Annotated in this window: 22 protein-coding genes and 1 tRNA gene; 9 read left to right on the forward strand and 14 right to left on the reverse strand. The window is 59.8% G+C overall.

The window, feature by feature from the left end:
• The 6 genes from NKH54_RS12385 to NKH54_RS12410 all read left to right on the forward strand — a co-directional run bounded on the left by NKH54_RS12385 (window position 1) and on the right by NKH54_RS12410 (window position 4,712).
• Window positions 1-183 carry a hypothetical protein gene (locus NKH54_RS12385; protein WP_353028298.1) on the forward strand — a complete coding sequence of 61 codons (183 nt, stop codon included), beginning with the start codon at window positions 1-3 and terminating at the stop codon, window positions 181-183.
• Window positions 180-713, forward strand: a complete 534-nt coding sequence (locus NKH54_RS12390; RefSeq protein WP_353028299.1) for an HK97 family phage prohead protease — start codon at window positions 180-182, stop codon at window positions 711-713. The genes NKH54_RS12385 and NKH54_RS12390 overlap by 4 nt, the downstream gene beginning before the upstream one ends.
• A 211-nt stretch (window positions 714-924) precedes the next feature.
• On the forward strand, window positions 925-1,365 hold the full coding sequence (locus NKH54_RS12395; RefSeq protein WP_353028300.1) for a hypothetical protein: 441 nt from the start codon (window positions 925-927) through the stop codon (window positions 1,363-1,365).
• Window positions 1,358-1,669, forward strand: a complete 312-nt coding sequence (locus tag NKH54_RS12400) for a hypothetical protein (protein WP_353028301.1) — start codon at window positions 1,358-1,360, stop codon at window positions 1,667-1,669. The genes NKH54_RS12395 and NKH54_RS12400 overlap by 8 nt, the downstream gene beginning before the upstream one ends.
• Window positions 1,666-2,034, forward strand: a complete 369-nt coding sequence (locus NKH54_RS12405) for a hypothetical protein (protein ID WP_353028302.1) — start codon at window positions 1,666-1,668, stop codon at window positions 2,032-2,034. Before NKH54_RS12400 ends, NKH54_RS12405 begins: the two co-directional genes overlap by 4 nt.
• Window positions 2,034-4,712 (forward strand): hypothetical protein, encoded by a 2,679-nt coding sequence (locus tag NKH54_RS12410; protein WP_353028303.1) that lies wholly within the window; start codon window positions 2,034-2,036, stop codon window positions 4,710-4,712. The genes NKH54_RS12405 and NKH54_RS12410 overlap by 1 nt, the downstream gene beginning before the upstream one ends.
• Window positions 4,713-4,738: 26 nt before the next feature.
• Here NKH54_RS12410 and NKH54_RS12415 read toward each other — a convergent pair whose 3' ends face one another.
• The 3 genes from NKH54_RS12415 to NKH54_RS12425 form a co-directional block, all read right to left on the reverse strand.
• A complete protein-coding gene (locus NKH54_RS12415) occupies window positions 4,739-5,071 on the reverse strand; it encodes a hypothetical protein (protein ID WP_353028304.1) in 333 nt (110 codons plus the stop codon).
• Between the two features lie 589 nt (window positions 5,072-5,660).
• Complete coding sequence (locus NKH54_RS12420) at window positions 5,661-6,059, reverse strand: hypothetical protein (RefSeq protein WP_353028305.1); 399 nt, start codon at window positions 6,057-6,059, stop codon at window positions 5,661-5,663.
• Between the two features lie 87 nt (window positions 6,060-6,146).
• Window positions 6,147-6,449: a hypothetical protein gene (locus NKH54_RS12425; RefSeq protein ID WP_353028306.1), complete on the reverse strand. Its 303-nt coding sequence runs from the start codon at window positions 6,447-6,449 to the stop codon at window positions 6,147-6,149.
• 222 nt (window positions 6,450-6,671) lie between these two features.
• On the opposite strand from NKH54_RS12425, the gene NKH54_RS12430 reads away from it, so the two are divergent.
• Entirely contained in the window at window positions 6,672-6,911 is a 240-nt protein-coding gene (locus tag NKH54_RS12430; protein WP_502907509.1) for a hypothetical protein, read from the forward strand.
• Between the two features lie 90 nt (window positions 6,912-7,001).
• On the opposite strand, the gene NKH54_RS12435 is transcribed toward NKH54_RS12430, so the two are convergent.
• The gene (locus NKH54_RS12435; RefSeq protein WP_353028307.1) at window positions 7,002-7,193 is read right to left on the reverse strand and encodes a hypothetical protein; all 192 of its coding nucleotides are present in this window, start codon (window positions 7,191-7,193) and stop codon (window positions 7,002-7,004) included.
• A gap of 246 nt (window positions 7,194-7,439) precedes the next feature.
• Between NKH54_RS12435 and NKH54_RS12440 the strand changes: the two genes are divergently transcribed.
• Complete coding sequence (locus tag NKH54_RS12440) at window positions 7,440-7,814, forward strand: hypothetical protein (protein WP_353028308.1); 375 nt, start codon at window positions 7,440-7,442, stop codon at window positions 7,812-7,814.
• Here the strand turns inward: NKH54_RS12440 and NKH54_RS12445 are convergent.
• Window positions 7,811-7,975, reverse strand: a complete 165-nt coding sequence (locus NKH54_RS12445) for a hypothetical protein (RefSeq protein ID WP_353028309.1) — start codon at window positions 7,973-7,975, stop codon at window positions 7,811-7,813. The two genes, NKH54_RS12440 and NKH54_RS12445, sit on opposite strands and share 4 nt — an antisense overlap.
• Window positions 7,976-9,800: 1,825 nt before the next feature.
• Window positions 9,801-9,876: transfer RNA gene (locus NKH54_RS12450), tRNA-Lys, on the reverse strand.
• A gap of 322 nt (window positions 9,877-10,198) precedes the next feature.
• Here NKH54_RS12450 and NKH54_RS12455 point away from each other — a divergent pair.
• Window positions 10,199-10,690: a BA14K family protein gene (locus NKH54_RS12455; RefSeq protein ID WP_023706205.1), complete on the forward strand. Its 492-nt coding sequence runs from the start codon at window positions 10,199-10,201 to the stop codon at window positions 10,688-10,690.
• 90 nt (window positions 10,691-10,780) lie between these two features.
• Here NKH54_RS12455 and NKH54_RS12460 read toward each other — a convergent pair whose 3' ends face one another.
• The 8 genes from NKH54_RS12460 to NKH54_RS12495 form a co-directional block, all read right to left on the reverse strand.
• Window positions 10,781-11,257, reverse strand: coding sequence for a DUF6882 domain-containing protein (locus NKH54_RS12460; protein ID WP_023684656.1), 477 nt, complete (start codon window positions 11,255-11,257; stop codon window positions 10,781-10,783).
• Window positions 11,258-11,279: 22 nt separating this feature from the next.
• A complete protein-coding gene (glpK, locus tag NKH54_RS12465) occupies window positions 11,280-12,773 on the reverse strand; it encodes a glycerol kinase GlpK (protein ID WP_023706204.1) in 1,494 nt (497 codons plus the stop codon).
• Window positions 12,774-12,862: 89 nt separating this feature from the next.
• Window positions 12,863-14,590, reverse strand: coding sequence for an ABC transporter substrate-binding protein (locus NKH54_RS12470; RefSeq protein WP_023670978.1), 1,728 nt, complete (start codon window positions 14,588-14,590; stop codon window positions 12,863-12,865).
• A 77-nt stretch (window positions 14,591-14,667) separates the two neighbouring features.
• The gene (locus NKH54_RS12475) at window positions 14,668-14,955 is read right to left on the reverse strand and encodes a DUF2160 domain-containing protein (protein WP_023670977.1); all 288 of its coding nucleotides are present in this window, start codon (window positions 14,953-14,955) and stop codon (window positions 14,668-14,670) included.
• 67 nt (window positions 14,956-15,022) lie between these two features.
• A complete protein-coding gene (locus tag NKH54_RS12480; protein ID WP_023670976.1) occupies window positions 15,023-15,937 on the reverse strand; it encodes a carbohydrate ABC transporter permease in 915 nt (304 codons plus the stop codon).
• Between the two features lies 1 nt (window position 15,938).
• Window positions 15,939-16,805, reverse strand: coding sequence for a carbohydrate ABC transporter permease (locus NKH54_RS12485; RefSeq protein WP_023712374.1), 867 nt, complete (start codon window positions 16,803-16,805; stop codon window positions 15,939-15,941).
• Window positions 16,806-17,897 (reverse strand): ABC transporter ATP-binding protein, encoded by a 1,092-nt coding sequence (locus NKH54_RS12490; RefSeq protein WP_023684651.1) that lies wholly within the window; start codon window positions 17,895-17,897, stop codon window positions 16,806-16,808.
• Between the two features lie 10 nt (window positions 17,898-17,907).
• Entirely contained in the window at window positions 17,908-18,987 is a 1,080-nt protein-coding gene (locus NKH54_RS12495; RefSeq protein ID WP_023696518.1) for an ABC transporter ATP-binding protein, read from the reverse strand.
• Window positions 18,988-19,016 lie beyond the last annotated feature (29 nt).

Consider the following 19,016-nt stretch of genomic DNA (forward strand, 5'->3'; position numbering starts at 1 on the left):
ATGCGCGAACTCGATATCGAAATGATCAACCCGCCGTTCGGCATCTCGGCCGAGCGCCATCATGATCTCGTGCGCCTAATCCTGAAGACACGTCTCGGCGAACAGCTTTCGGCCAATCTCAGTAAGGAGGCGGCGTCAGACCTGGCAACATCACTGCAGGCGCTCGTGAAGGGTTTCGAATGACTGAGATCAAACGCTCCTTTGCGCCTACAGTCCTGAAGTTCTCTGGTGCCGGAATTGGTCCGCGCCAGGTTCGGGCAATCGTATCCACCGGCGAGGTGGATCGTATGGGCGATATCATCGACCAGGCCGGGATTAAGCTCGACGCCTTCCGCCGATCACCGACGGTGCTTTGGCAACACGATGCCGATCACCCTATCGCGAAAGCACTCAGCATCGGCCTTGAAGGCGGGAAGCTCGTCGCCGTGGTCGAGTTCCCGGCCGAAGGGATTAGCGCCAAGTCGGACGAGGTCTACGGCCTGATCAAGGCTGGCGTCATCAATTCAACGAGCATCGGCTTCGTGCCGCTCAAAAGCGTTCCGCTCAACCCCGCCAAGCCGTACGGCGGCCAGCGCTTCACCAGCAGCGAGATGCTTGAGTTCAGCTTTGTCAGTGTGCCCGCCAACTCGAGCGCTTTGATCACCGGAAGATCGACCAGCCAGACGCCCCGCCTCGATGCGGCTCGGCGCCGATTGGCGCAGCTCCGGTCATAAATCAAGAGATTGGGCAGCCGGACGGGGTGCCCATCCGGTGGCCGCGGTGGCGTCTGACCCGCGGTCGCCGGCCCTTTCCCCGTATTGCCCGGTGGTAGGATGGCCTGCCCCCTAGGCGGTCTCGACCAAAAAGCAGGGCGGACGCTTGCAACCGATGGGTCGGTGACTTTTGCTAAGCGTCCAGTTTTTTTGTTTTTGAAGAAGGTTTTTCATGGTGGCGCGAGGCAGAAAATCCGCGGCAAGTCTGGCAATCCAGACCATCAACATCGGTCAGGCAACCCCGTTGCGGCCGGCGGAAGGACTGTCGGAAGCCGAGACCGCAATATGGTTCGACGTCATTGCGTGCATGCCGTCTGGTTTCTTTCGGCCGGAAAATGCCGAACTCCTGGCGAGCTATGTTCGCCACTCAGTTTCGGCGCGCGACTTGTCAAAGATGGTCGCGGAATTTCGTCCCGACTGGATCGTGAAGGAAGGCGGACTGGAGCGGTTTGACCGGCTCTTGAAGATGCGCGAGCGGGAGTCGCGCGCAGCATCGGCTGCGGCTCGTTCCCTGCGCATGACGCCGCAATCCCAGCAAGATCCGAAGACCGCTGCACGCAATCGAAACAGCGGATGGGAGCCCAGTGCGTACGAAATGATGGCAAATGACTAAAGACAAAAACGCGCTCACCCGCTGCATGGAAATAGCATCCCGCGATCCCAGCCGCGGCGGACAACTCGCCAGCATGTTGCTGGATCGGCCCTGGGAAGAGGTGGCGCACTTCGCCTGCTATTGCGTGCAATCCCAGGCGCTCAATTTGAAGCCGCATGAAACCGCCCCAGCCTTTGCCGATATTCTTTACCCTGAAGGCGTGCGGCGCGACCCCGATGCCGGCGCGCTGCGGGACAAGATGCTCGCCGCTGGCCTGTCGGTTTTCGAACCGGATCCGATCTCTGCACTTAGGAGTAGAAAATGAAAACTGCACGCCAAACGCTTGCCGACGCGCACAAATCCATGACGAAGGCCGCCATCAGCGAGCACGCGCTCGACCTGGCTGACGAGCTCGAGCGCATGCACGAAGCCTTCGGCAACGCCGCAAATGGCATGAACGCAGCTGCCGCCGCTGTTGGGTCACAGGACAAATTGGTCAGGCTCATGAAGGCCAATATCCGAAAGGCCAGCGCGCTGTTCAAGGACGGCAAAAACCGCGAGGCGCGCGAACTGTTGGCGCGGATGGCGGCCGTCCCAGACCCAGACGAGTTCAAGCTGCCACCGGTAATGCACGTTGAATGGTCAACTAAGATTTTCCGCCCGGCCGAGCCCAAGGAAGCGAAACTCTGATGGCCAACGAAACCGTCATTACCGAGCTCATAATCGACGCCAGGCCATCTGAAGCCGGCTCGGCTGCCTACGTTAAGGCGATGAAGAGTGCCGAAGCGGCCCAGGCGAAATTCATCGCCGGAGAGAACGCAGCCACGGTCGCGATGGAAAAGAGCGCCAGCGTCATGAAGATGACGTCGGGCTCGATCTCGTCAACAGCCAAGGCATGGGAGCGGCTGAAGAGCAGCGTGGACCCTGCCTACCAGGCAACACAGAGAATGGAACGCGCCCTGCTTACGGCTGACTCGGCAGCCAAGAAGCTCGGCGTCGATCAATCTGAAGTCAATCGCGTCATGGATCTCGCGCGCGCTAAGCATATGGGCGGCGCCGTAGCGGTAGAGGAAGGCGCTGTCGCCTCTCGCCTTGGCGCCTCGCAGTTGGCGTCACTAGGCCATGCAGCCCGTTCCGCCGCGGAAAGCCTGGCAATGGGCCAGTCGCCGTCAATGGTGCTGACTCAACAGATGAACCACCTTTCCTTTGCGATGTCCGGCCCACAAGGCATCATTGCTGCCAGCGCAGGCGTACGTGCTGCGTTCGGCACGTGGCTGACCACGCTGCCGGGTATTCTCTCCACGGCAGGCGTTGCTGCGGTTGGCGCGGTTGCCGTCTATATGGCTGCTACGCGTGAGGACATCCTGTCTGTTGATGAGATATTAGAGGGTCACAAAAAGCTTCTCGACGAGGTGGCCAACACCTATCCGCACCTCACAGAAGCTTTGAAGAAATACGCGGATGAAGCCGCGAAGCTTCCGCAGTCCGTGCTGGCTGCCGACGCCGCAACCCAAATCGAAAACGACCAGCGATCCTTGGCGGCTTCGCTTGATCATCTGAAGGTCGATTTGCGCGATCTGGCCAGAGCGTCAGACGTCGTTGGTTCGGCCGGCTCCGAAGCATTCGGCAAGCTTGCGGATACGATCGATGCAGGCAACGTCAACGTCGACAAGCTCGTTGCATCGGTTGGCGATATCCGGATGGACCCGTCCCTGACTCCAGATGCCCGACACTTTGCCGATGGCCTCCAGGCTGCGGTGAACGAAGCTAAGAAGCTTGCAGACACGCTCGCAAAAGACCAGGGCATCAAATCGATCGGCCCCGACGGCAAGGCCGCCGAAGCGACGCTTTTCGATATCTCCAAGGGCTTGAAGAATGTAGGCACCAGCGCGCATGGCAGTTCCGGCGCTGTTGGCAAACTGCTCGCGGACCTGAAGGCAGGTGGCGGATCGCTAGGTGCGCTCACTGGCATTGATCCGAACGTTCGCTCGCTGCAATCAATGGCGCAGGCTTCGGCCCTGGCAAATCAGCAGCAACTGCAAACGCTGGTCAGCTACAATAACGAACTGCGCAATACCAAACTTGAGTTGATCTCCGCACATCAGGCTATCGCAAGCGCGGCCAGCACGGCGTCTATTCAAGATTTCCTCCCGGATGTCGCCAATATCAAGGGTGCGCAAGCGGCGATCTCTTCCGCCACAGGCACGATCGACAAGCTGTTCTCTTCCATGCGCAGAGGCGGAGCTAGCGCGCAAATGGTTGCCGATGGCATTGATACGTTGCGCAATGCACTAATCCAAGGTGGGCTTCCTGTCGGGCCGGTAAACGCGTTCATTGACGCGTTCGTCGCCGCAGAGATGCAGGTCGATTCGACCACAAGCAGCGTCAATTTGCTTGAGCGTGCGATCCAGCAATTGCACGACAAGACGATCAACATCACCACCGTCTATTCCGTGGTGGGTGGTGGCTCGGTCAGCGTCCAGCGGCCTTACAGCGGGCCTGGCGGCCTGGCGCAGCAACCCCATTTCGCACCTGCCCCCGCCACTCCCGCACGTCAAGGGTCACTGTACGATAGCGTCAAGTCGATCGCCCTATTTGCCACCGGTGGCTTTACGGGGCACGCACCGACTGATCGTGTCGCCGGCTTGGTTCACGGGCAAGAATACGTCTTTGACGCCAAATCGACGGCGGCGATCGGCGTCTCTAACCTTGAGGCCATCCGCAGGGGGGTTCCTGGTCACGACGCCGGTGGTTCGGTTGGTGGCGCCATGCCGCTTATGGCTGGTGCCGATCGACTGAAGTCGATCGAGGAAAACACCTTCCAGACAGTCGAGGAGATCAAGCGCTCCGTTGGCTATCTCGAGACGATGGAGAAGGACGGCCAGACCGGTCTTTCCCTGCTGCGCGCCATGCAGTCGGCGATCAAGTCGTCCGCCTCGTCTGCAGGCTCCTATTCCGGCGGTAGCTCGTCGGGCGGAGGCTCGGGCGGAATGGGTGGAAGCAGCCAGCAAAATCCCTTCAGGTACGTCGGCGGTGTTTTCTACCCTGGCAATGGCGGGTTCGCCTATCAGAACTATATCGCTTGGGAAAAAGCAAAACACGGAGGCTTCGCCACGGGCGGTGCCATCCATCCCGGCGACACTCAGAAGGTGGAAGCTTGGAAGCGGCCAGACGAGGCCGTGGCCTTCTTCCGTCCGGAACAACGCGCCGCAGTGGGTGATGCCATTAAGGGCGGTGGGAAAACCGTCAACATGGGCGGGATTCACATCCACATGCCTGCCGGCAGTTCGCCGGCATCGAAGCAATCGCAGGCTGAACTCGCTGACCGCTTCCGGCGCGTCGTGCGTGACGAGATCGGGGCTCTTTAGATGGTAAAAGATTAGGCGGCCGCCGGCTAGAAGGCGCCGCCCGGCTTTTCGGTTGCCGCCCGGTCACCGCATCTGGAGCCGTCCGAGGCGGTATCACTCGGATTGAGGCAGGGGCCAGTATATCCACCGCCACCGCCGGGCTTCTGCCTAAAGCCCATCGCTGCGGCGACGCGGCGTCCGTCGCCCTCGATCCTCGTGTTCTGCGCGTCAGGAGGGAAAGGGTCGACAGTTTGAACCGCCTGATTTGCCAGCATAGCGTCGCCCAGGCCGAGTGTGACGGAATCGTGATGGCTCATGTAGTCGGCGCAAGCTGCCAAAGTGCAGGCGCCGGCCAGTACCGCGAAAGAAAGCAACCGCATGTTGAAAATCCCTCCGGATCACTAAACCAGAAGGGAGCTGTTCTGTCGAATCGGCCGGAGAACGGCCCCCGGCGCCAACAAACGCCAGGACTGGCAGACGCCAATTCATACTAGATACTGAGCGGCCAGCGGCTGCGCGAGATTGCCATTGACACGGCGCGATCTTCTCAGGGGTCGGGAGCGATGTTGCGGGCGTCAGTCAACGCGCGGCACGATGTAGCGACTGCTCACCGCGTCCACCCCTCTACCTCGCGTAACGACAATCATTTTGTACCCGGCTGGCACGGAACCTGTCACGGTTGGGTCGATCGAACGGCATCGTCCGACAATCTCCCCGTTCGGCGCGTCCGCGAGCCTCCTGGCCAACGTCAACTGGCACGTACCAAGCGATCCAAACATGGCCGGCGATATATCGAGTGGTTTGCACACTTCCTGGCTGGGGTTGCAAGAAAGCAAAACCAGCAAAGCAGCCGTTGTTGCATCCATTTTTGAAGCTCCATCCCGCGAATGATCCTCAACGCGCCATGTCGCTGTTTGTTGCAACTAAGGTGGCCGCATCGGCACCGTGCCCTATCGCTCACAGCGCTTATCAGTGGTGGGTCTTTCGATCGGCGAGTGTAACCGCTTCGTCTATTTGTTGACGCAGCCGGGTAAGGTCATCCAATCGAAAATCAAGCGGCAGTTCCGCTCCACTCTCCAATCGGAGGAAGATGGCTACTGTGCCGTCCTCTTTCATCGCCAACTGCGTGCTCGTTATGGAAATGCCCTGCAGTTTTGGTGTCATTTCAGCAGGAAGAGTGGCGACGAGCTTCCCCATCTCGGCCGAGAGGGCAGCGATTGCCAAAGGAACACATTGTGCGGAGAAATCGAGTTGGAATCTCTTTGTGTCGATTGATCCAAATGTGACCGACACCGTGCCTACGGCGGCGTCGATCCCCGATGCTAAAACTACATCCAGAACCGGAGCCTTCATAACGGTGTCCGCCATGGCGTTCCCTCGCTTTGTTGAATCGCAGCAAATCATCATCCCTGCGCTGGCACAAGGACGCGCCCAACGCTCCCCGCCATATGGGATCTAAGCCTTATCGACAAGCCGCGCCTTCCGCTTCGGCGCCGCATGGTTTTCGACCGGGCGCACGTGCTTGGCGTCGACGGTCACCAATGGCCGGAGGCTGACGGTCACCTTGTCGCCGTCTATGCGCGTGACCGGGCCGATTAATTCCATATGCTGGCCAATCACAGCCTTCGAAGTCGAATCCACAACAGAATGCGGGAAGTCGTAGGAGGGAATCGTCACGCTTATGCGATCGGGTGTCACCCGACCGCGGACCACCGCCGTGACGGCGACCTCGTCGCCTACCTTGATACCCCGAGCCATAAGAGGATTCTGGAGCGGGCGGCAGCACCGTCAAGAGGTTGCTAATGTTTCAGCACAATCCGCCAACCGGCGGGGTTTTTTGTTTCCACTCGGAACTTCGCTGCCCCCCGGCCAGTTTCACGTACGGCAGCCAGGTCGGCCTCACTTCCCGGCTGCTGGCCAAGGCTCCAAAGCTTGGTCGACCCGCGCCCGCACTGCCAATGGGCGCGGGCCATGTTTTGGATGAGTAATGAGTCCGTGGCCAATCCCGCTTCTAGCCAGAATTCCAAGCGCGCTGCGGTGCGCAAGGCCCTTGATCGCCACAAGGTCTACATAACCGGGCAGAGCTATTCCGGCGGTAGCTATAGCGCTCGTGTGCTGGTCGATGGCGAGGCCTATTGGGTCGACGAATTTCGGCTGAGCCAGTTGCTACAAGGCCTATCCCCGGCCGAGCTGGAATTGACTCCGGCCAGCGACGAGTGAGCGCGCCGCGATATGGGGACCAGATGGCAAAAGGCTGGACCTTTCAATCGCTGATAGACGACAAGATGACGGTGACGCCTACTGCCAGGTTCACCCCCTCACGGGAGCTTGGGAAGGGTCCGGTTCTTGGTGCCCCTCTCGTTGTTTTTCGAGGAAGAGCTTGGCGAGATCGCCCCACTCAGGATGATCCGTGGTTTTATGCTCTTCTACGAATTCAAGAAAAGCCTTGCGCAAAGCGTCAAGGTCGAAAACCTCAAGATGCTCGCCCATACCGTCGTCCATGCCCGCAACTCCCAGACGGTTATTAGCTTGTCCTCTCGTTTGAGCCTTCAAGGGGGCATTGCCTGAGTTTCGACCGGGCAGCGCCACATGGTTAATTGCGTGATTGCTAATATGCTCGTATCTTAGGCAATGCGGGGCCACTATCTTCCCGCAGTGGCCGGTGCGGCCCCCCACAGACCCAAAGACGCACCGGCCATTTCTATGGCTGGGTAGCGCCTTAGGAAGATTGAACGCTATATCGGAGCCATGCCAGCAGATCGCCTCACCGTCCGTTTCGCCTATCAACGGGGTTTTCAGGTCCTCGACGGAAGCGCGATCCTCCAGACGTTCGAGAAACAGGACGAGGCGTTCAAGTTCGTGCTCGGCCGAGGTGCTCGCGTTTGGCTGGCATGGTCGCGGACCGTCATAGGAGGGCAGACGGCGCCCTTCGATTTCGCCGCAGCGTTCCAGCAGGAAAAGGTCGGCCGCATCATGAAGACGATGCACGGCCCAGCCGCAGGCACTTGGTTCTGGACGTGCCATGACGGCGGCGCGCGCGGATCAGTCGAAACGAAGGATGAGGCTGTTGCTGGAGTCGAGCGGGCATTCACGCGGCGCATCGCCGGGGCAGATCTACGCTAACCTGCCAGCGCCATCCCAATGCCGACGCCAAGGCCAATTGCGAGGCCCAGGAACAGCTTGCCTGCCATATCGATGGCAAAGGCGCGGACTGGGCGCCATACGTCCTGGCGGGGCGCTCTGATGGCTTGGGCAAGTTCATCGAAGATATGGTCGTGCTTCATGGTGGCATCTTTCCCTCGCTCAGATACGTATGGATTCCACAGAACAACGCTGGAGTCCATATGGATTCTCACAGTAAAGATTAGGCGCTTTCGCATAACCGGTATTGACAGTTAAGGCGCTTTCGCCTTGTTACTAGGCGAAAGCGCCTTGTCGACTTCAAGACTGAAAAATAAAAGCTTAAAGATACTTGCGTACCCATCGATTCTCGGCCATGCTTTGCGGCAAGGGTAAGGGGTTATCTGCAAAAAAGGTCGAAGCAGCGGCGGACCAAGATCCTCTTGGCCGGGGTGGCAAGCCATGTCCAAGGCTAAGCGCCTAAAAGCTTGCCAGCGATCTCCAGTCGCCTCTCTCCCCCGGCTGCCGGCCATCCGGCGCGGCCTTGGAGAGGCCCAACTGGAGAACTGAAATGAACGCTATTGTTATTGCCGCCGAACAGCCTGTCGTCTCCTGGCGCTTCAAACTAGGCCAGTGCATTTCACACAAAGACCAGAGCATGCCGTCGCTAGTCATGGGACGGGTTAGGACCAGCAAGGGCCGCGAGGTTTACGGCGTGCGGTCGTTTATGGACGTGGATCCGAACAGGGATAGGATGATCCTGGCGGATAGCCTGGTCGACGTCGTTGTGGGCAGCCCGCCGTGCTTGCGGTGCTTGCTGCATGAGACGGGGCTTTGTCGGGGGGTGGTTAGCGACTAACTCTGATCTGAAGCGGAGCGGTCAAGTTCGCCACGGTTTGTCCCGAGTACCGCTTCGCGGTTTCGCACAAGAGCTAAGTTCTTGGCATCGTCTTGCGAAGGAACTGTTAACGGTGGCCTCCTCTAGCTTTTCGAACACGTTTCGTTTCATCGTGCTCTAACGATTGATAAGATGCCACCAGTCCATAACTACCCGTCAAATACATGTATTTACCCTCCACAACGGCACATCCATGAAGTGGAACGACAGACTTCGTTCCTCCATCAAAGTCGTCAACTACCACTTTCGCGTTTTCGCTCTGCGAACAGACCATATAGGTGACAGTGTGATCTCGTTGGACAATCGCACCATCATAATAACCGGTAGCTGTATGCACTCCGACGTGCGTCTTGTTAACATCACGAACTAGACCATACCAACCGGCGACTATGTGCCTGTCAGTATATTTCGTGTCTCCTTCGTGCCTCGCTACTCTATAAAGCCAATCGCACCCGAACTTAGAACAAACATGATTGGTGTAAATTAACTTTTGATCTATATCTACACAGTTATTTGGTCTTAATCGACCATAGTATTCTATATTGTGTATATCATCAAAGCCATTGTACATATCGGCCCAATCCGAATTTTGAAACAAGCACAACCGGTAGGCTATTCGCGAATTACTATTCTTGATCTCGTTCTTTGTATCATCAGTTATTTGTTCAAATTGCCTAGCCCCATGAGGTTCTATTGGTGTGTAAGGGTCGACGTGCCATATGGGTTCCTTTTTCACAGTCCGACTGACACAGCCGTTGAAAAGACAGACAGACAAGACCACGGCGAGGAGTAAAGTAGTTCTATTCACGGAATGTCCCCCACCAGTTTTGGAACTGAACCCCGCCTAAAAAACACTCGGGAAAAATCAATGTATCCCTATTCGCTTCGAAACGCGAAAAAAATGTCCGACATCTGAGTCTCGCAGGCCGTGCGTTTTTGGGCGAGCAGGCTCTCTCGTGCGCCATTTGTGCGCCATCGATTCCCCGCTAACGGCAGGAAACCCAAGGCAACGCCCGGAAACGCTGGTAATTTCGGTAACCGTCGTGGCGCATGAAAATTGCCGGATTTCTGCGCTAAGTGCTTGGTGTTGTTGGTGAGCGCGTCGGGGTTCGAACCCGAGACCTACTGATTAAAAGTCAGTTGCTCTACCGGCTGAGCTACGCGCTCCCGCGGGCTCTAAAGGCCGCCCTCGAAATTGCGCGGAACATAGGGAGAGTGCCGCGACCGGTCAACCGGAAAAAGATGGCCCTTCGACCGGGGTTTCAGCCATCGCCAGACGCGCCGCAAATTGCGTCGTCACCAGCCCGGTGAGCCGCTCCCGCAACGTGGTCGCCGCTTCGATCTGTTGGCGCGCGAGACGCGCCTTTTCTCACGCGCCGAATTCGAGAAACATTACAAATCAGCAACTTACTGTTTTGGTGGGAACCATCGCACGAGCGGGCCGTTTTCGTCTCACAAGGGACGTCAACCACCCTTCAAGGAGAAGATCATGAACAAGATCGCAACGGGTCTACTGGCGACCACCCTGTCAATTTCGTTTGCCGCGGCCGCCGCTATGCCGGCCAATGCCGCCCAGATGTTCGTGCCCCAGTCATCAGCAACTTCGTCCGACATCGTGAATGTGAGCGATTCTCGTCATGACAACTGGCGGTGGATGCGCCATGGCAACCGCAATTCCGGCAATCGCGATTTCCGCGTAGGCCGCCAGTTCTCGCGCAACAATGATGGCGGCAGCTATTGGAATGGCCATCGCGGCTATCGCGAATATCACCGCGGCTATCGCCGTCACGGCGACTACTGGTTCCCGCTGGCTGCCTTCGCCACCGGCGCCTTGATCACCGGTGCGATCGTCAACAGCGAGAACAACCGCGGCGATGCCCATGTGCAGTGGTGCTACGACCGCTATCGGTCGTACCGCGCTTCGGACAACACATTCCAGCCCAATTACGGCCCGCGTCAACAGTGCAATTCGCCCTATTGAGCTGAGTTGGTACCAAGTGTTGAGTAGAAAAGCCTGCGCCGGCAACGGCGCGGGCTTTTCCGTAGGTTGCTTGGGTACGGGCGCGGCGGATTAGCTGGCCCAATTGACGCTCTTGAAGATCAGATACAGGGCTCCGCCTTCACCACGCGGAGAACGGTATGCGCCGAGGCCGTTGCAGATTCGAACCGCAGCTGCGGTCATTTTCCAGCCGAGCACTTCCAAGTCGTTGTTCAAATCTATCGCATAGGGTTGAGCCAGCTCATCAATGGAATGCTCCTGTCCGAAAGACCGAACCAGCTCTGCGTCGGCAAGCAGGTCGCCAGGCAGGTTTGAATTTGCCCAAGCCCAGAGCCAGTTGCTGGCCTTGGCACTCGTCGATCCGGCGATTTGGATTTCGGCGACGACCTTGGTGATGCCGTTGTCCGAGAACAGAAGCTTTCCTTCTGTCAGATCATAGTCATAGCGAGGCCAACTGCCGAGTCGGAACTCCTGCTGCAAGCGTGCATTCTTTGCATCCAATTGTTCGACAGCCTCGTCGCGCCAGGCCCCATACCAGTGTGGATTCATCCCCTTCCCCCGCCATGATTTACTACCGCGCGCTCAGCGTCCGGCGCACCGCATTGCGCCAGCCCGCGAGCTTTGCCGAGCGCACCGTGGCATCCATGTCCGGCTTGAAGCGGCGCTCGAGCGCCCAGCTCTTGGCAAAATCCTTCGCCTTCGGCCACACGCCTGCTTTCGAGCCGGCAAGCCACGCCGCACCCAGCGCCGTCGTCTCCAGAATGGTCGGGCGATCGACCGGCGCATCGAGGATATCGGCCAGCCGCTGCATGGTCCAGTCGGAGGCCACCATGCCGCCGTCGACGCGAAGCACGGTTTTGGCCGACGCCCCCTTCCAGTCCTTGCGCATGGCGTCGAGGAGATCGCGCGTCTGGTAGGCGACGGATTCCAGCGCCGCGCGGGCGAACTCCGCCGGGCCAGAGTTGCGGGTCAGCCCGAAGATCGCGCCACGCGCCTCGGCGTCCCAATGCGGCGCGCCGAGACCGACGAAAGCCGGCACCAGATAGACGTTCTGCGTGGGGTCGGCGGTTGCCGCCAAAACGCCGCTATGCTCGGCCTTGCCGATCACCTTGATGCCGTCGCGCAGCCATTGCACGGCGGCACCCGCGATGAAGATCGAGCCTTCCAAGGCATAGGTAGTCTTGCCGTTCAGCCGATAGGCGATGGTGGTCAACAGCCGGTTCTTCGAGCGCACTAGATCGGCGCCGGTGTTGAGCAGCGCAAAGCAGCCGGTGCCATAGGTCGATTTCATCATGCCTGGCTCGAAACAGGCCTGGCCTATGGTCGCTGCGTGCTGATCGCCGGCCACGCCAAGGATTTTGATTTCGGCGCCAAACAGGCTTTTTTCCGTCACGCCGTAGTCGTCGGCGCAATCCTTGACCTCAGGCAGCATCGCCACCGGGATGCGCAGGATGGAGAGCAGCTCGTCGTCCCAGACATTTTTCTCGATGTTATAGACCAGCGTGCGCGAGGCGTTGGTGGCATCCGTCGCATGCACCTTGCCGCCGGTCAGCCGCCAGATCAAAAAACTGTCGATAGTGCCGGCGAGCAGTTCGCCCTTTTCGGCGCGCTTTCTCGCACCGTTTACCTTGTCCAGCATCCAGGCGATCTTGGTGCCGGAGAAATAGGGATCGAGCAGCAGGCCGGTCTTTTTGGTGAACTTTTTCTCCAGGCCGTGTTTTTTCAGCTTCTGGCACAGCGGCGCGGTGCGGCGGTCCTGCCAGACGATGGCATTGTGGATCGGCTTGCCGGTCGCCTTGTCCCAGATGACGACGGTTTCGCGCTGGTTGGTGATGCCGATCGCCGCCACATCCGAGGCCTCGCGGCCGGCGGCCTTCAGCGCGCCTTTGACCGTCGCGACGACGCTTGCCCAGATCTCTTCCGGATCATGCTCGACCCAGCCGGAGGCAGGATAATGCTGCGTGAATTCCTGCTGCTTGCTGCCGGCGACCTTCATCGCGCCGTCGAACAGGATCGCCCTGGTCGATGTCGTACCCTGGTCGATTGCAAGGATGTATCCGGTCATTAGTCCTCCCGGTAGCTCGCCTATACAAACAGGGGAGACGGCAAGATGCCGCCTCCCCGTTCACTATGATCCTGGCGCGTACGCCAAGATTACTTCTGCCAGCTCTTCACCAGTTCGTCGTAGTTGATGGTGATCGGCTTTTCCTTCTCGTTCTCGATCTTCAGCTGAGGCGCGAGATTGCCGTTCTTGACCGCGTCGGCGTTCCAGTAGGCGAGGTCATGCTCTTCGGCCATCTTCGGGCCGATATCGCCCTGGACGCCCGACTTCTCGATGCGGGTCATGACTTTTTCCTGCTCGGCGCAGAGCGAGTCCATGGCTTCCTGCGCCGTCTTGGCGCCGGACGAGGCATCGCCGATCGCCTGCCACCAGAGCTGTGCCAGCTTCGGATAATCGGGCACGTTGGTGCCGGTCGGCGACCACTGAACGCGGGCCGGCGAGCGGTAGAACTCGATCAGACCACCGAGCTTCGGCGCACGTTCGGTGAAGCTCTTGTCGTGGATCGTGCTTTCGCGGATGAAGGTCAAGCCGACATGGCTCTTCTTCACGTCGACCGTCTTCGAGGTCACGAACTGCGCGTAGAGCCAGGCGGCCTTGGCGCGGTCGGTCGGCGTCGACTTCATCAGCGTCCAGGAACCCACGTCCTGATAGCCGAGCTTCATGCCGTCCTTCCAGTAGACGCCATGCGGCGACGGGGCCATGCGCCACTTCGGCGTTCCGTCGTCGTTCAGCACCGCCTTGGCGCCGGCGTCGACCATCGAAGCGGTGAAGGCGGTGTACCAGAATATCTGCTGCGCGACCGCACCCTGTGCCGGCACCGGGCCGGATTCGGAGAAGGTCATGCCCTGGGCTTCGGCCGGAGCGTAGGCCTTCAGCCAGTCGAGGTATTTCTGGATCGAGTAGACGGCAGCCGGGCCGTTGGTGTCGCCGCCGCGCGCCGTGCAGGAGCCGACCGGCTGTGATTTCTCGTTGACCTTGATGCCCCATTCGTCGACCGGCAGGCCGTTCGGCAGGCCCTTGTCGCCGTTGCCGGCCATCGACAGCCAGGCATCAGTGAACCGCCAGCCGAGCGACGGGTCCTTCTTGCCGTAGTCCATGTGGCCATAGACCTTCTTGCCGTCGATCTCGCGGCCGGTGAAGAACTCCGCGATGTCCTCATAGGCCGACCAGTTGACGGGAACGCCGAGGTCGTAGCCGTATTTCGCCTTGAAGTCGGCCTTGTTCTTCTCGTCGTTGAACCAGTCGTAACGGAACCAGTAGAGGTTGGCGAACTGCTGGTCGGGCAGCTGATAGAGCTTCTTGTCCGGCGCGGTGGTGAAGGAGGTGCCGATAAAATCCTTCAGGTCGAGGTTCGGATTGGTAACGTCCTTGCCCTCGCCCGCCATCCAGTCGGTCAGGTTGCGGACCTGCTGGTAGCGCCAGTGGGTGCCGATCAGGTCGGAATCGTTGACCCAGCCGTCATAAAGGTTCTGGCCGGTCTGCATCTGGGTCTGGATCTTCTCGACGACGTCGCCTTCCTGGATGACGTCATGCGTGATCTTGATGCCAGTGATGGCGGTAAAGGCCGGCGCCAGCACCTGCGATTCATACTGGTGGGTGGCGATGGTTTCGGACACGACCTTGATGTCCATGCCGGCGAAAGGCTTCGCGGCATCGATGAACCACTGCATTTCTGCTTCCTGGCCGGCCCGGTCGAGCGTCGACAGCGGGCCGATTTCCTTGTCCAGAAACGCCTTGGCCTCATCCATTCCGGCGTAGGCGTTGCCTACCCCGAGCAACAGGACAAGGGCAGTTGTTGATGTTAAAAATTGCCGTCGCATAGGTTTCCTCCACATTTAGGTTTCAAGTGCGATCTGGAACGGCCACCGGCACGCGGTCGATCCAACAGTTTCCCCCTCTATACGTAGCGGAACACGCCGACGGCGTAGACCACGGAGAGAGCGAGAGCCCACCACAGGTTGGATCCGACAAGACCCAGCCAAGCGAGATGGATAAAGGCGCTGCCAAGCAGCGACAGAAAAAGACGGTCGCCGCGCGTCGTCTCGAAGCGCAGGATGCCGACGCGCGGATTGCCGCCCGGCGAGGCAAATTCCCAAAACGCCATGCCGCACAGCAGCAGAAGAATGGTGCCGAAGAACGCCGCCGTCGGCCACGTCCACGCCATCCAGGTGAGGTCGAGATTCATGGTGACACCCTCCCCAGGGCAAAGCCCTTGGCGGTGGTGGTGAGGATGAACCCGTGCTTTTGTTTCATCACACCCTCCCCAGGGCGAAGCCCTTGGCGATGTAGTTGCGGACAAACCAGATGACGAGCGCGCCGGGGATCAGCGTCAGCACGCCGGCGGCAGCGAGCAGGCCCCAATCCATGCCGGCGGCCGAAACGGTGCGGGTCATGGTGGCGGCGATGGGCTTGGCATCGGTGGTCGTCAGCGTGCGAGCGATCAAAAGCTCGACCCATGAGAACATGAAGCAGAAGAAGCAGGCGACACCGATGCCACTGGCGATCAGCGGCATGAATATCCTGACGAAGAAGCGCGGGAAGGAGTAGCCGTCAATATAGGCTGTTTCGTCGATCTCTTTGGGCACGCCCGACATGAAGCCTTCGAGGATCCACACCGCCAGCGGCACGTTGAACAGGCAGTGCGCCAGCGCCACCGCGATGTGGGTGTCGATCAGGCCGAAGGCCGAATAGAGCTGGAAGAACGGCAGCGCGAACACCGCCGGCGGCGCCATGCGGTTGGTCAGCAGCCAGAAGAACAGATGCTTGTCGCCGAGGAAGCGGTAGCGCGAAAAGGCGTAGGCCGCCGGCAGCGCCGCAGCCACGGAAATCACCATGTTCATGACAACATAGGTGATCGAGTTGATGTAGCCCGAATACCAGGACGCATCGGTGAAGATAGTGACGTAGTTGGCGATCGTAGGCTGATGCGGATAGAGCGTCAGCGAGGAGACGATCTCGGCATTGGTCTTGAAGCTCATGTTGATGAGCCAGTAGATCGGCAGCAGAAGCACGATGATGTAGATCGTCGGCACGATCCACCACCAGCGCGATTCCTCGCCGCGCTTGCGCATCAGCCGGGCGACCTGATCCTGCGAAAGCGTGCTCGCCAATTTTCCCGAAGCGGTGGTTTCGCTCACTCTGTCGGCTCTTTCGTTGGCGCCGCTCATCTCAGCGCTCCGCGTCGTAGTTGGTCATCACGGTGTAGAACACCCACGACAACAACAGGATGATCAGGAAGTAGACCAGCGACATGGCGGCCGCCGGACCGAGGTCGAACTGGCCGAGCGCGGTCTTGACGAGGTCGATCGACAGGAACGTGGTCGAGTTGCCGGGGCCGCCGCCGGTGACGACGAAGGGCTCGGTGTAGATCATGAAGCTATCCATGAAGCGCAACAGCACGGCGATCAAAAGCACACGCTGCATCTTCGGCAGCTGGATATAACGGAACACCGCCCAGCGCGAGGCGCCGTCGATCTTGGCCGCCTGGTAGAAGGCATCCGGGATCGAAACCAGGCCGGCATAGCAGAGCAGCACGACAAGGCTGGTCCAGTGCCAGACGTCCATGATGATGATGGTGACCCAAGCGTCGAACGAATCCTGCACGTAATTGTAGTCGATGCCGAGCGCGTTGACGTAGTAGCCGAGCAGGCCGATGTCGTTGCGGCCGAAGACCTGCCAGATGGTGCCGACGACGTTCCACGGAATGAGCAGCGGCAACGACATAAGCACTAGGCAGACCGGCACGCCCCAGCCCTTCTTCGGCATGTTGAGCGCGATGAAGATGCCGAGCGGCACTTCGATGGCCAGGATGATGAAGGAGAAGATCAGGTTGCGCACCATCGCTTCCCAGAAGCGGCTGGACGACAGCAGTTCCTCGAACCACTGGGTGCCTGCCCAGAAGAAGACGTTGTTGCCGAAGGTGTCCTGCACCGAATAGTTGACGACCGTCATCAGCGGAATGACGGCCGAGAACGCCACCAGCACCAGCACCGGAAGCACCAGGAACCAGGCCTTGTTGTTCCAGGTCTTTTCCATCTATGCCCCCATCTCGACACGCCCCATCTCAACCAGCCAGGAATCGGCATAGATGTTGATGCCGGCCGGATCGAAACGAACCTTTGGGTCGGCCGGCACGCTCTCGTCCTCGCCGATGACGGCAGCGATCTCGCGGCCTTCGAGGCTGGCGCGCACCACCTTGTGGCGGCCGAGATCCTCGACCTTGCTGATTTTAACCGCCATGCCGTCACGGCCGAGCCTGACATATTCGGGGCGGATGCCGAGTTCGATGGCGCCGGAGCTCCCAGCGGCGGTCTTTGGCGCGCCGGGCAGCTCGATCCGCTGGCTGCCAATGGTCGCGGTCTTGCCGTCGATCGCCACCGGCATGACGTTCATGCCGGGCGAGCCGATGAAGTAACCGACGAATGTGTGGCGCGGGCGCTCGAACAATTCGGCCGGCGTGCCGATCTGGACGATGCCGCCATCATACATGACGACGACCTGGTCGGCGAAGGTCAGCGCCTCGGTCTGGTCATGGGTGACATAGACCATGGTGTAGCCGAAGCGGCGGTGCAGTTGCTTCAACTGCGAGCGCAGCACCCACTTCATGTGCGGATCGATAACCGTCAGCGGTTCGTCGAACAGGATGGCATTGACATCCGAGCGCACCAGGCCGCGGCCGAGCGAGATCTTCTGCTTCTGGTCGGCGGTCAGGCCCCTCGCCTTCTTCTTCGCCCACGACTCCAGGTCGATCATCTCCAGCGTCTCCCGCACCTTGCGGTCGACATCGGCCTCCGGCACGCCGCGGTTGCGCAGCGGGAAGGCCAGATTGTCGTAGACGGTCATGGTGTCGTAGATGACCGGGAACTGGAACACCTGCGCGATGTTGCGCTCCTGCGTCGACAGATTGGTGACGTCCTTGCCGTTGAACAGCAACTCACCGTGCGAGGGGTGCAGAAGTCCCGAAATGATGTTGAGCAGCGTGGTCTTGCCGCAACCCGAAGGCCCAAGCAGCGCATAGGCGCCGCCATCCTCGAATGTGTGGTGCACTTCCCGCAGCGCAAAATCGGCATCCTTCTGCGGATTGGGCAGGTAGGAGTGCCTGACATGGTTGACGTCGATGCGCGCCATCTCTTCCCCCTCAGGCCGCAAGCTTCGGCGCGGCGACGGCGCTGCCGTTGCTGTCGAAGACCATGATGTGGCGCGGATCGATAAACACCTCGATCTCGGCGTCGGGCTCGAAATCGCGGATGCCGTGGGTCAGCATGACCCAGCGCGCATCGGCAAAATCGAGATGGATGAAGCTTTCCGAGCCGGTGATCTCGGTGATCGTCACCTTGGCGCGCACAGGCACCGCGGCAGCGTTGGGCCGCTCGAGCGACAGATGATGCGGCTGGAAGCCGATCGTGTAGTTGGCGTCGGAAATGCCGGCGAGTTCGGCCGGTACCGGCAGCTTGACGCCGCCCTCGAGAAGGAAATCGGGACCTTTCTTGGCCAGCACGATGGTGTTGAGCGGCGGATCGGCAAAGGTTTTCGCCGTCACCAGGTCGATCGGCTTGCGGAAGACGTCGATGGTCGGCCCGAATTGGGTGATCCGCCCCTCGGACAGCGTCGCCGTATTGCCGCCGAGCAGCAAGGCTTCATGCGGCTCGGTCGTGGCGTAGACGAAAATAGTGCCGGCGGCGGCAAATATCTTGGGCAGTTCGGCGCGCAGCTCCTCGCGCAATTTGTAGTCGAGGTTGGCGAGCGGCTCGTCGAGCAGCACCAGACTGGCATTCTTGACGATGGCGCGGGCCAGCGCCGTACGCTGCTGCTGGCCGCCGGACAGGCTGAGCGGCGTGCGGTCGAGATAGGGTGTGAGCTTCAAAAGCCCTGCCGCGTTGCGGACTTCCTTGTCGATCTTGGCCTGGTCGGTGCCGGCGACGCGCAACGGCGAGGCGATGTTCTCGTAGACGGTCATCGCGGGGTAGTTGATGAACTGCTGATAGACCATGGCGATCTTGCGCTGCTGCACCGGCATGCCGGTGACATTCTGGCCGTCGAACCAGACTGAACCGGTGGTCGGCACGTCGAGTCCGGCCATCAGCCGCATCAGGCTGGTCTTGCCCGACAGTGTCGGCCCGAGCAAAACGTTGAGCGAGCCGTGCTGAAGCGTCAGCGACACGTCGCGGATATGCTCCACCGCGCCGACCATCTTCGTCACGTTTCTCAGTTCCAGCATGATGCCTCCTCCCAGGCTTTGTGCATCAA

The organism is Mesorhizobium sp. M1004, assembly GCF_040318795.1.
Lineage (GTDB): Bacteria > Pseudomonadota > Alphaproteobacteria > Rhizobiales > Rhizobiaceae > Mesorhizobium.

Coding starts and splice junctions, on each gene's coding strand:
- NKH54_RS12455 (WP_023706205.1), top strand. CDS start 10,199: ATGAACAAGATCGCAACGGGTCTACTGGCGACCACCCTGTCAATTTCG.
- NKH54_RS12475 (WP_023670977.1), bottom strand. CDS start 14,955: ATGAATCTCGACCTCACCTGGATGGCGTGGACGTGGCCGACGGCGGCG.
- NKH54_RS12470 (WP_023670978.1), bottom strand. CDS start 14,590: ATGCGACGGCAATTTTTAACATCAACAACTGCCCTTGTCCTGTTGCTC.
- NKH54_RS12445 (WP_353028309.1), bottom strand. CDS start 7,975: ATGAAGCACGACCATATCTTCGATGAACTTGCCCAAGCCATCAGAGCG.
- NKH54_RS12420 (WP_353028305.1), bottom strand. CDS start 6,059: ATGGCGGACACCGTTATGAAGGCTCCGGTTCTGGATGTAGTTTTAGCA.
- NKH54_RS12405 (WP_353028302.1), top strand. CDS start 1,666: ATGAAAACTGCACGCCAAACGCTTGCCGACGCGCACAAATCCATGACG.
- NKH54_RS12390 (WP_353028299.1), top strand. CDS start 180: ATGACTGAGATCAAACGCTCCTTTGCGCCTACAGTCCTGAAGTTCTCT.
- NKH54_RS12395 (WP_353028300.1), top strand. CDS start 925: ATGGTGGCGCGAGGCAGAAAATCCGCGGCAAGTCTGGCAATCCAGACC.
- NKH54_RS12490 (WP_023684651.1), bottom strand. CDS start 17,897: ATGGCGCGCATCGACGTCAACCATGTCAGGCACTCCTACCTGCCCAAT.
- NKH54_RS12485 (WP_023712374.1), bottom strand. CDS start 16,805: ATGGAAAAGACCTGGAACAACAAGGCCTGGTTCCTGGTGCTTCCGGTG.
- NKH54_RS12425 (WP_353028306.1), bottom strand. CDS start 6,449: ATGGCTCGGGGTATCAAGGTAGGCGACGAGGTCGCCGTCACGGCGGTG.
- NKH54_RS12400 (WP_353028301.1), top strand. CDS start 1,358: ATGACTAAAGACAAAAACGCGCTCACCCGCTGCATGGAAATAGCATCC.
- glpK (WP_023706204.1), bottom strand. CDS start 12,773: ATGACCGGATACATCCTTGCAATCGACCAGGGTACGACATCGACCAGG.
- NKH54_RS12435 (WP_353028307.1), bottom strand. CDS start 7,193: ATGGACGACGGTATGGGCGAGCATCTTGAGGTTTTCGACCTTGACGCT.
- NKH54_RS12495 (WP_023696518.1), bottom strand. CDS start 18,987: ATGCTGGAACTGAGAAACGTGACGAAGATGGTCGGCGCGGTGGAGCAT.
- NKH54_RS12460 (WP_023684656.1), bottom strand. CDS start 11,257: ATGAATCCACACTGGTATGGGGCCTGGCGCGACGAGGCTGTCGAACAA.
- NKH54_RS12480 (WP_023670976.1), bottom strand. CDS start 15,937: ATGAGCGGCGCCAACGAAAGAGCCGACAGAGTGAGCGAAACCACCGCT.
- NKH54_RS12410 (WP_353028303.1), top strand. CDS start 2,034: ATGGCCAACGAAACCGTCATTACCGAGCTCATAATCGACGCCAGGCCA.
- NKH54_RS12440 (WP_353028308.1), top strand. CDS start 7,440: ATGCCAGCAGATCGCCTCACCGTCCGTTTCGCCTATCAACGGGGTTTT.
- NKH54_RS12385 (WP_353028298.1), top strand. CDS start 1: ATGCGCGAACTCGATATCGAAATGATCAACCCGCCGTTCGGCATCTCG.
- NKH54_RS12430 (WP_502907509.1), top strand. CDS start 6,672: ATGAGTAATGAGTCCGTGGCCAATCCCGCTTCTAGCCAGAATTCCAAG.
- NKH54_RS12415 (WP_353028304.1), bottom strand. CDS start 5,071: ATGCGGTTGCTTTCTTTCGCGGTACTGGCCGGCGCCTGCACTTTGGCA.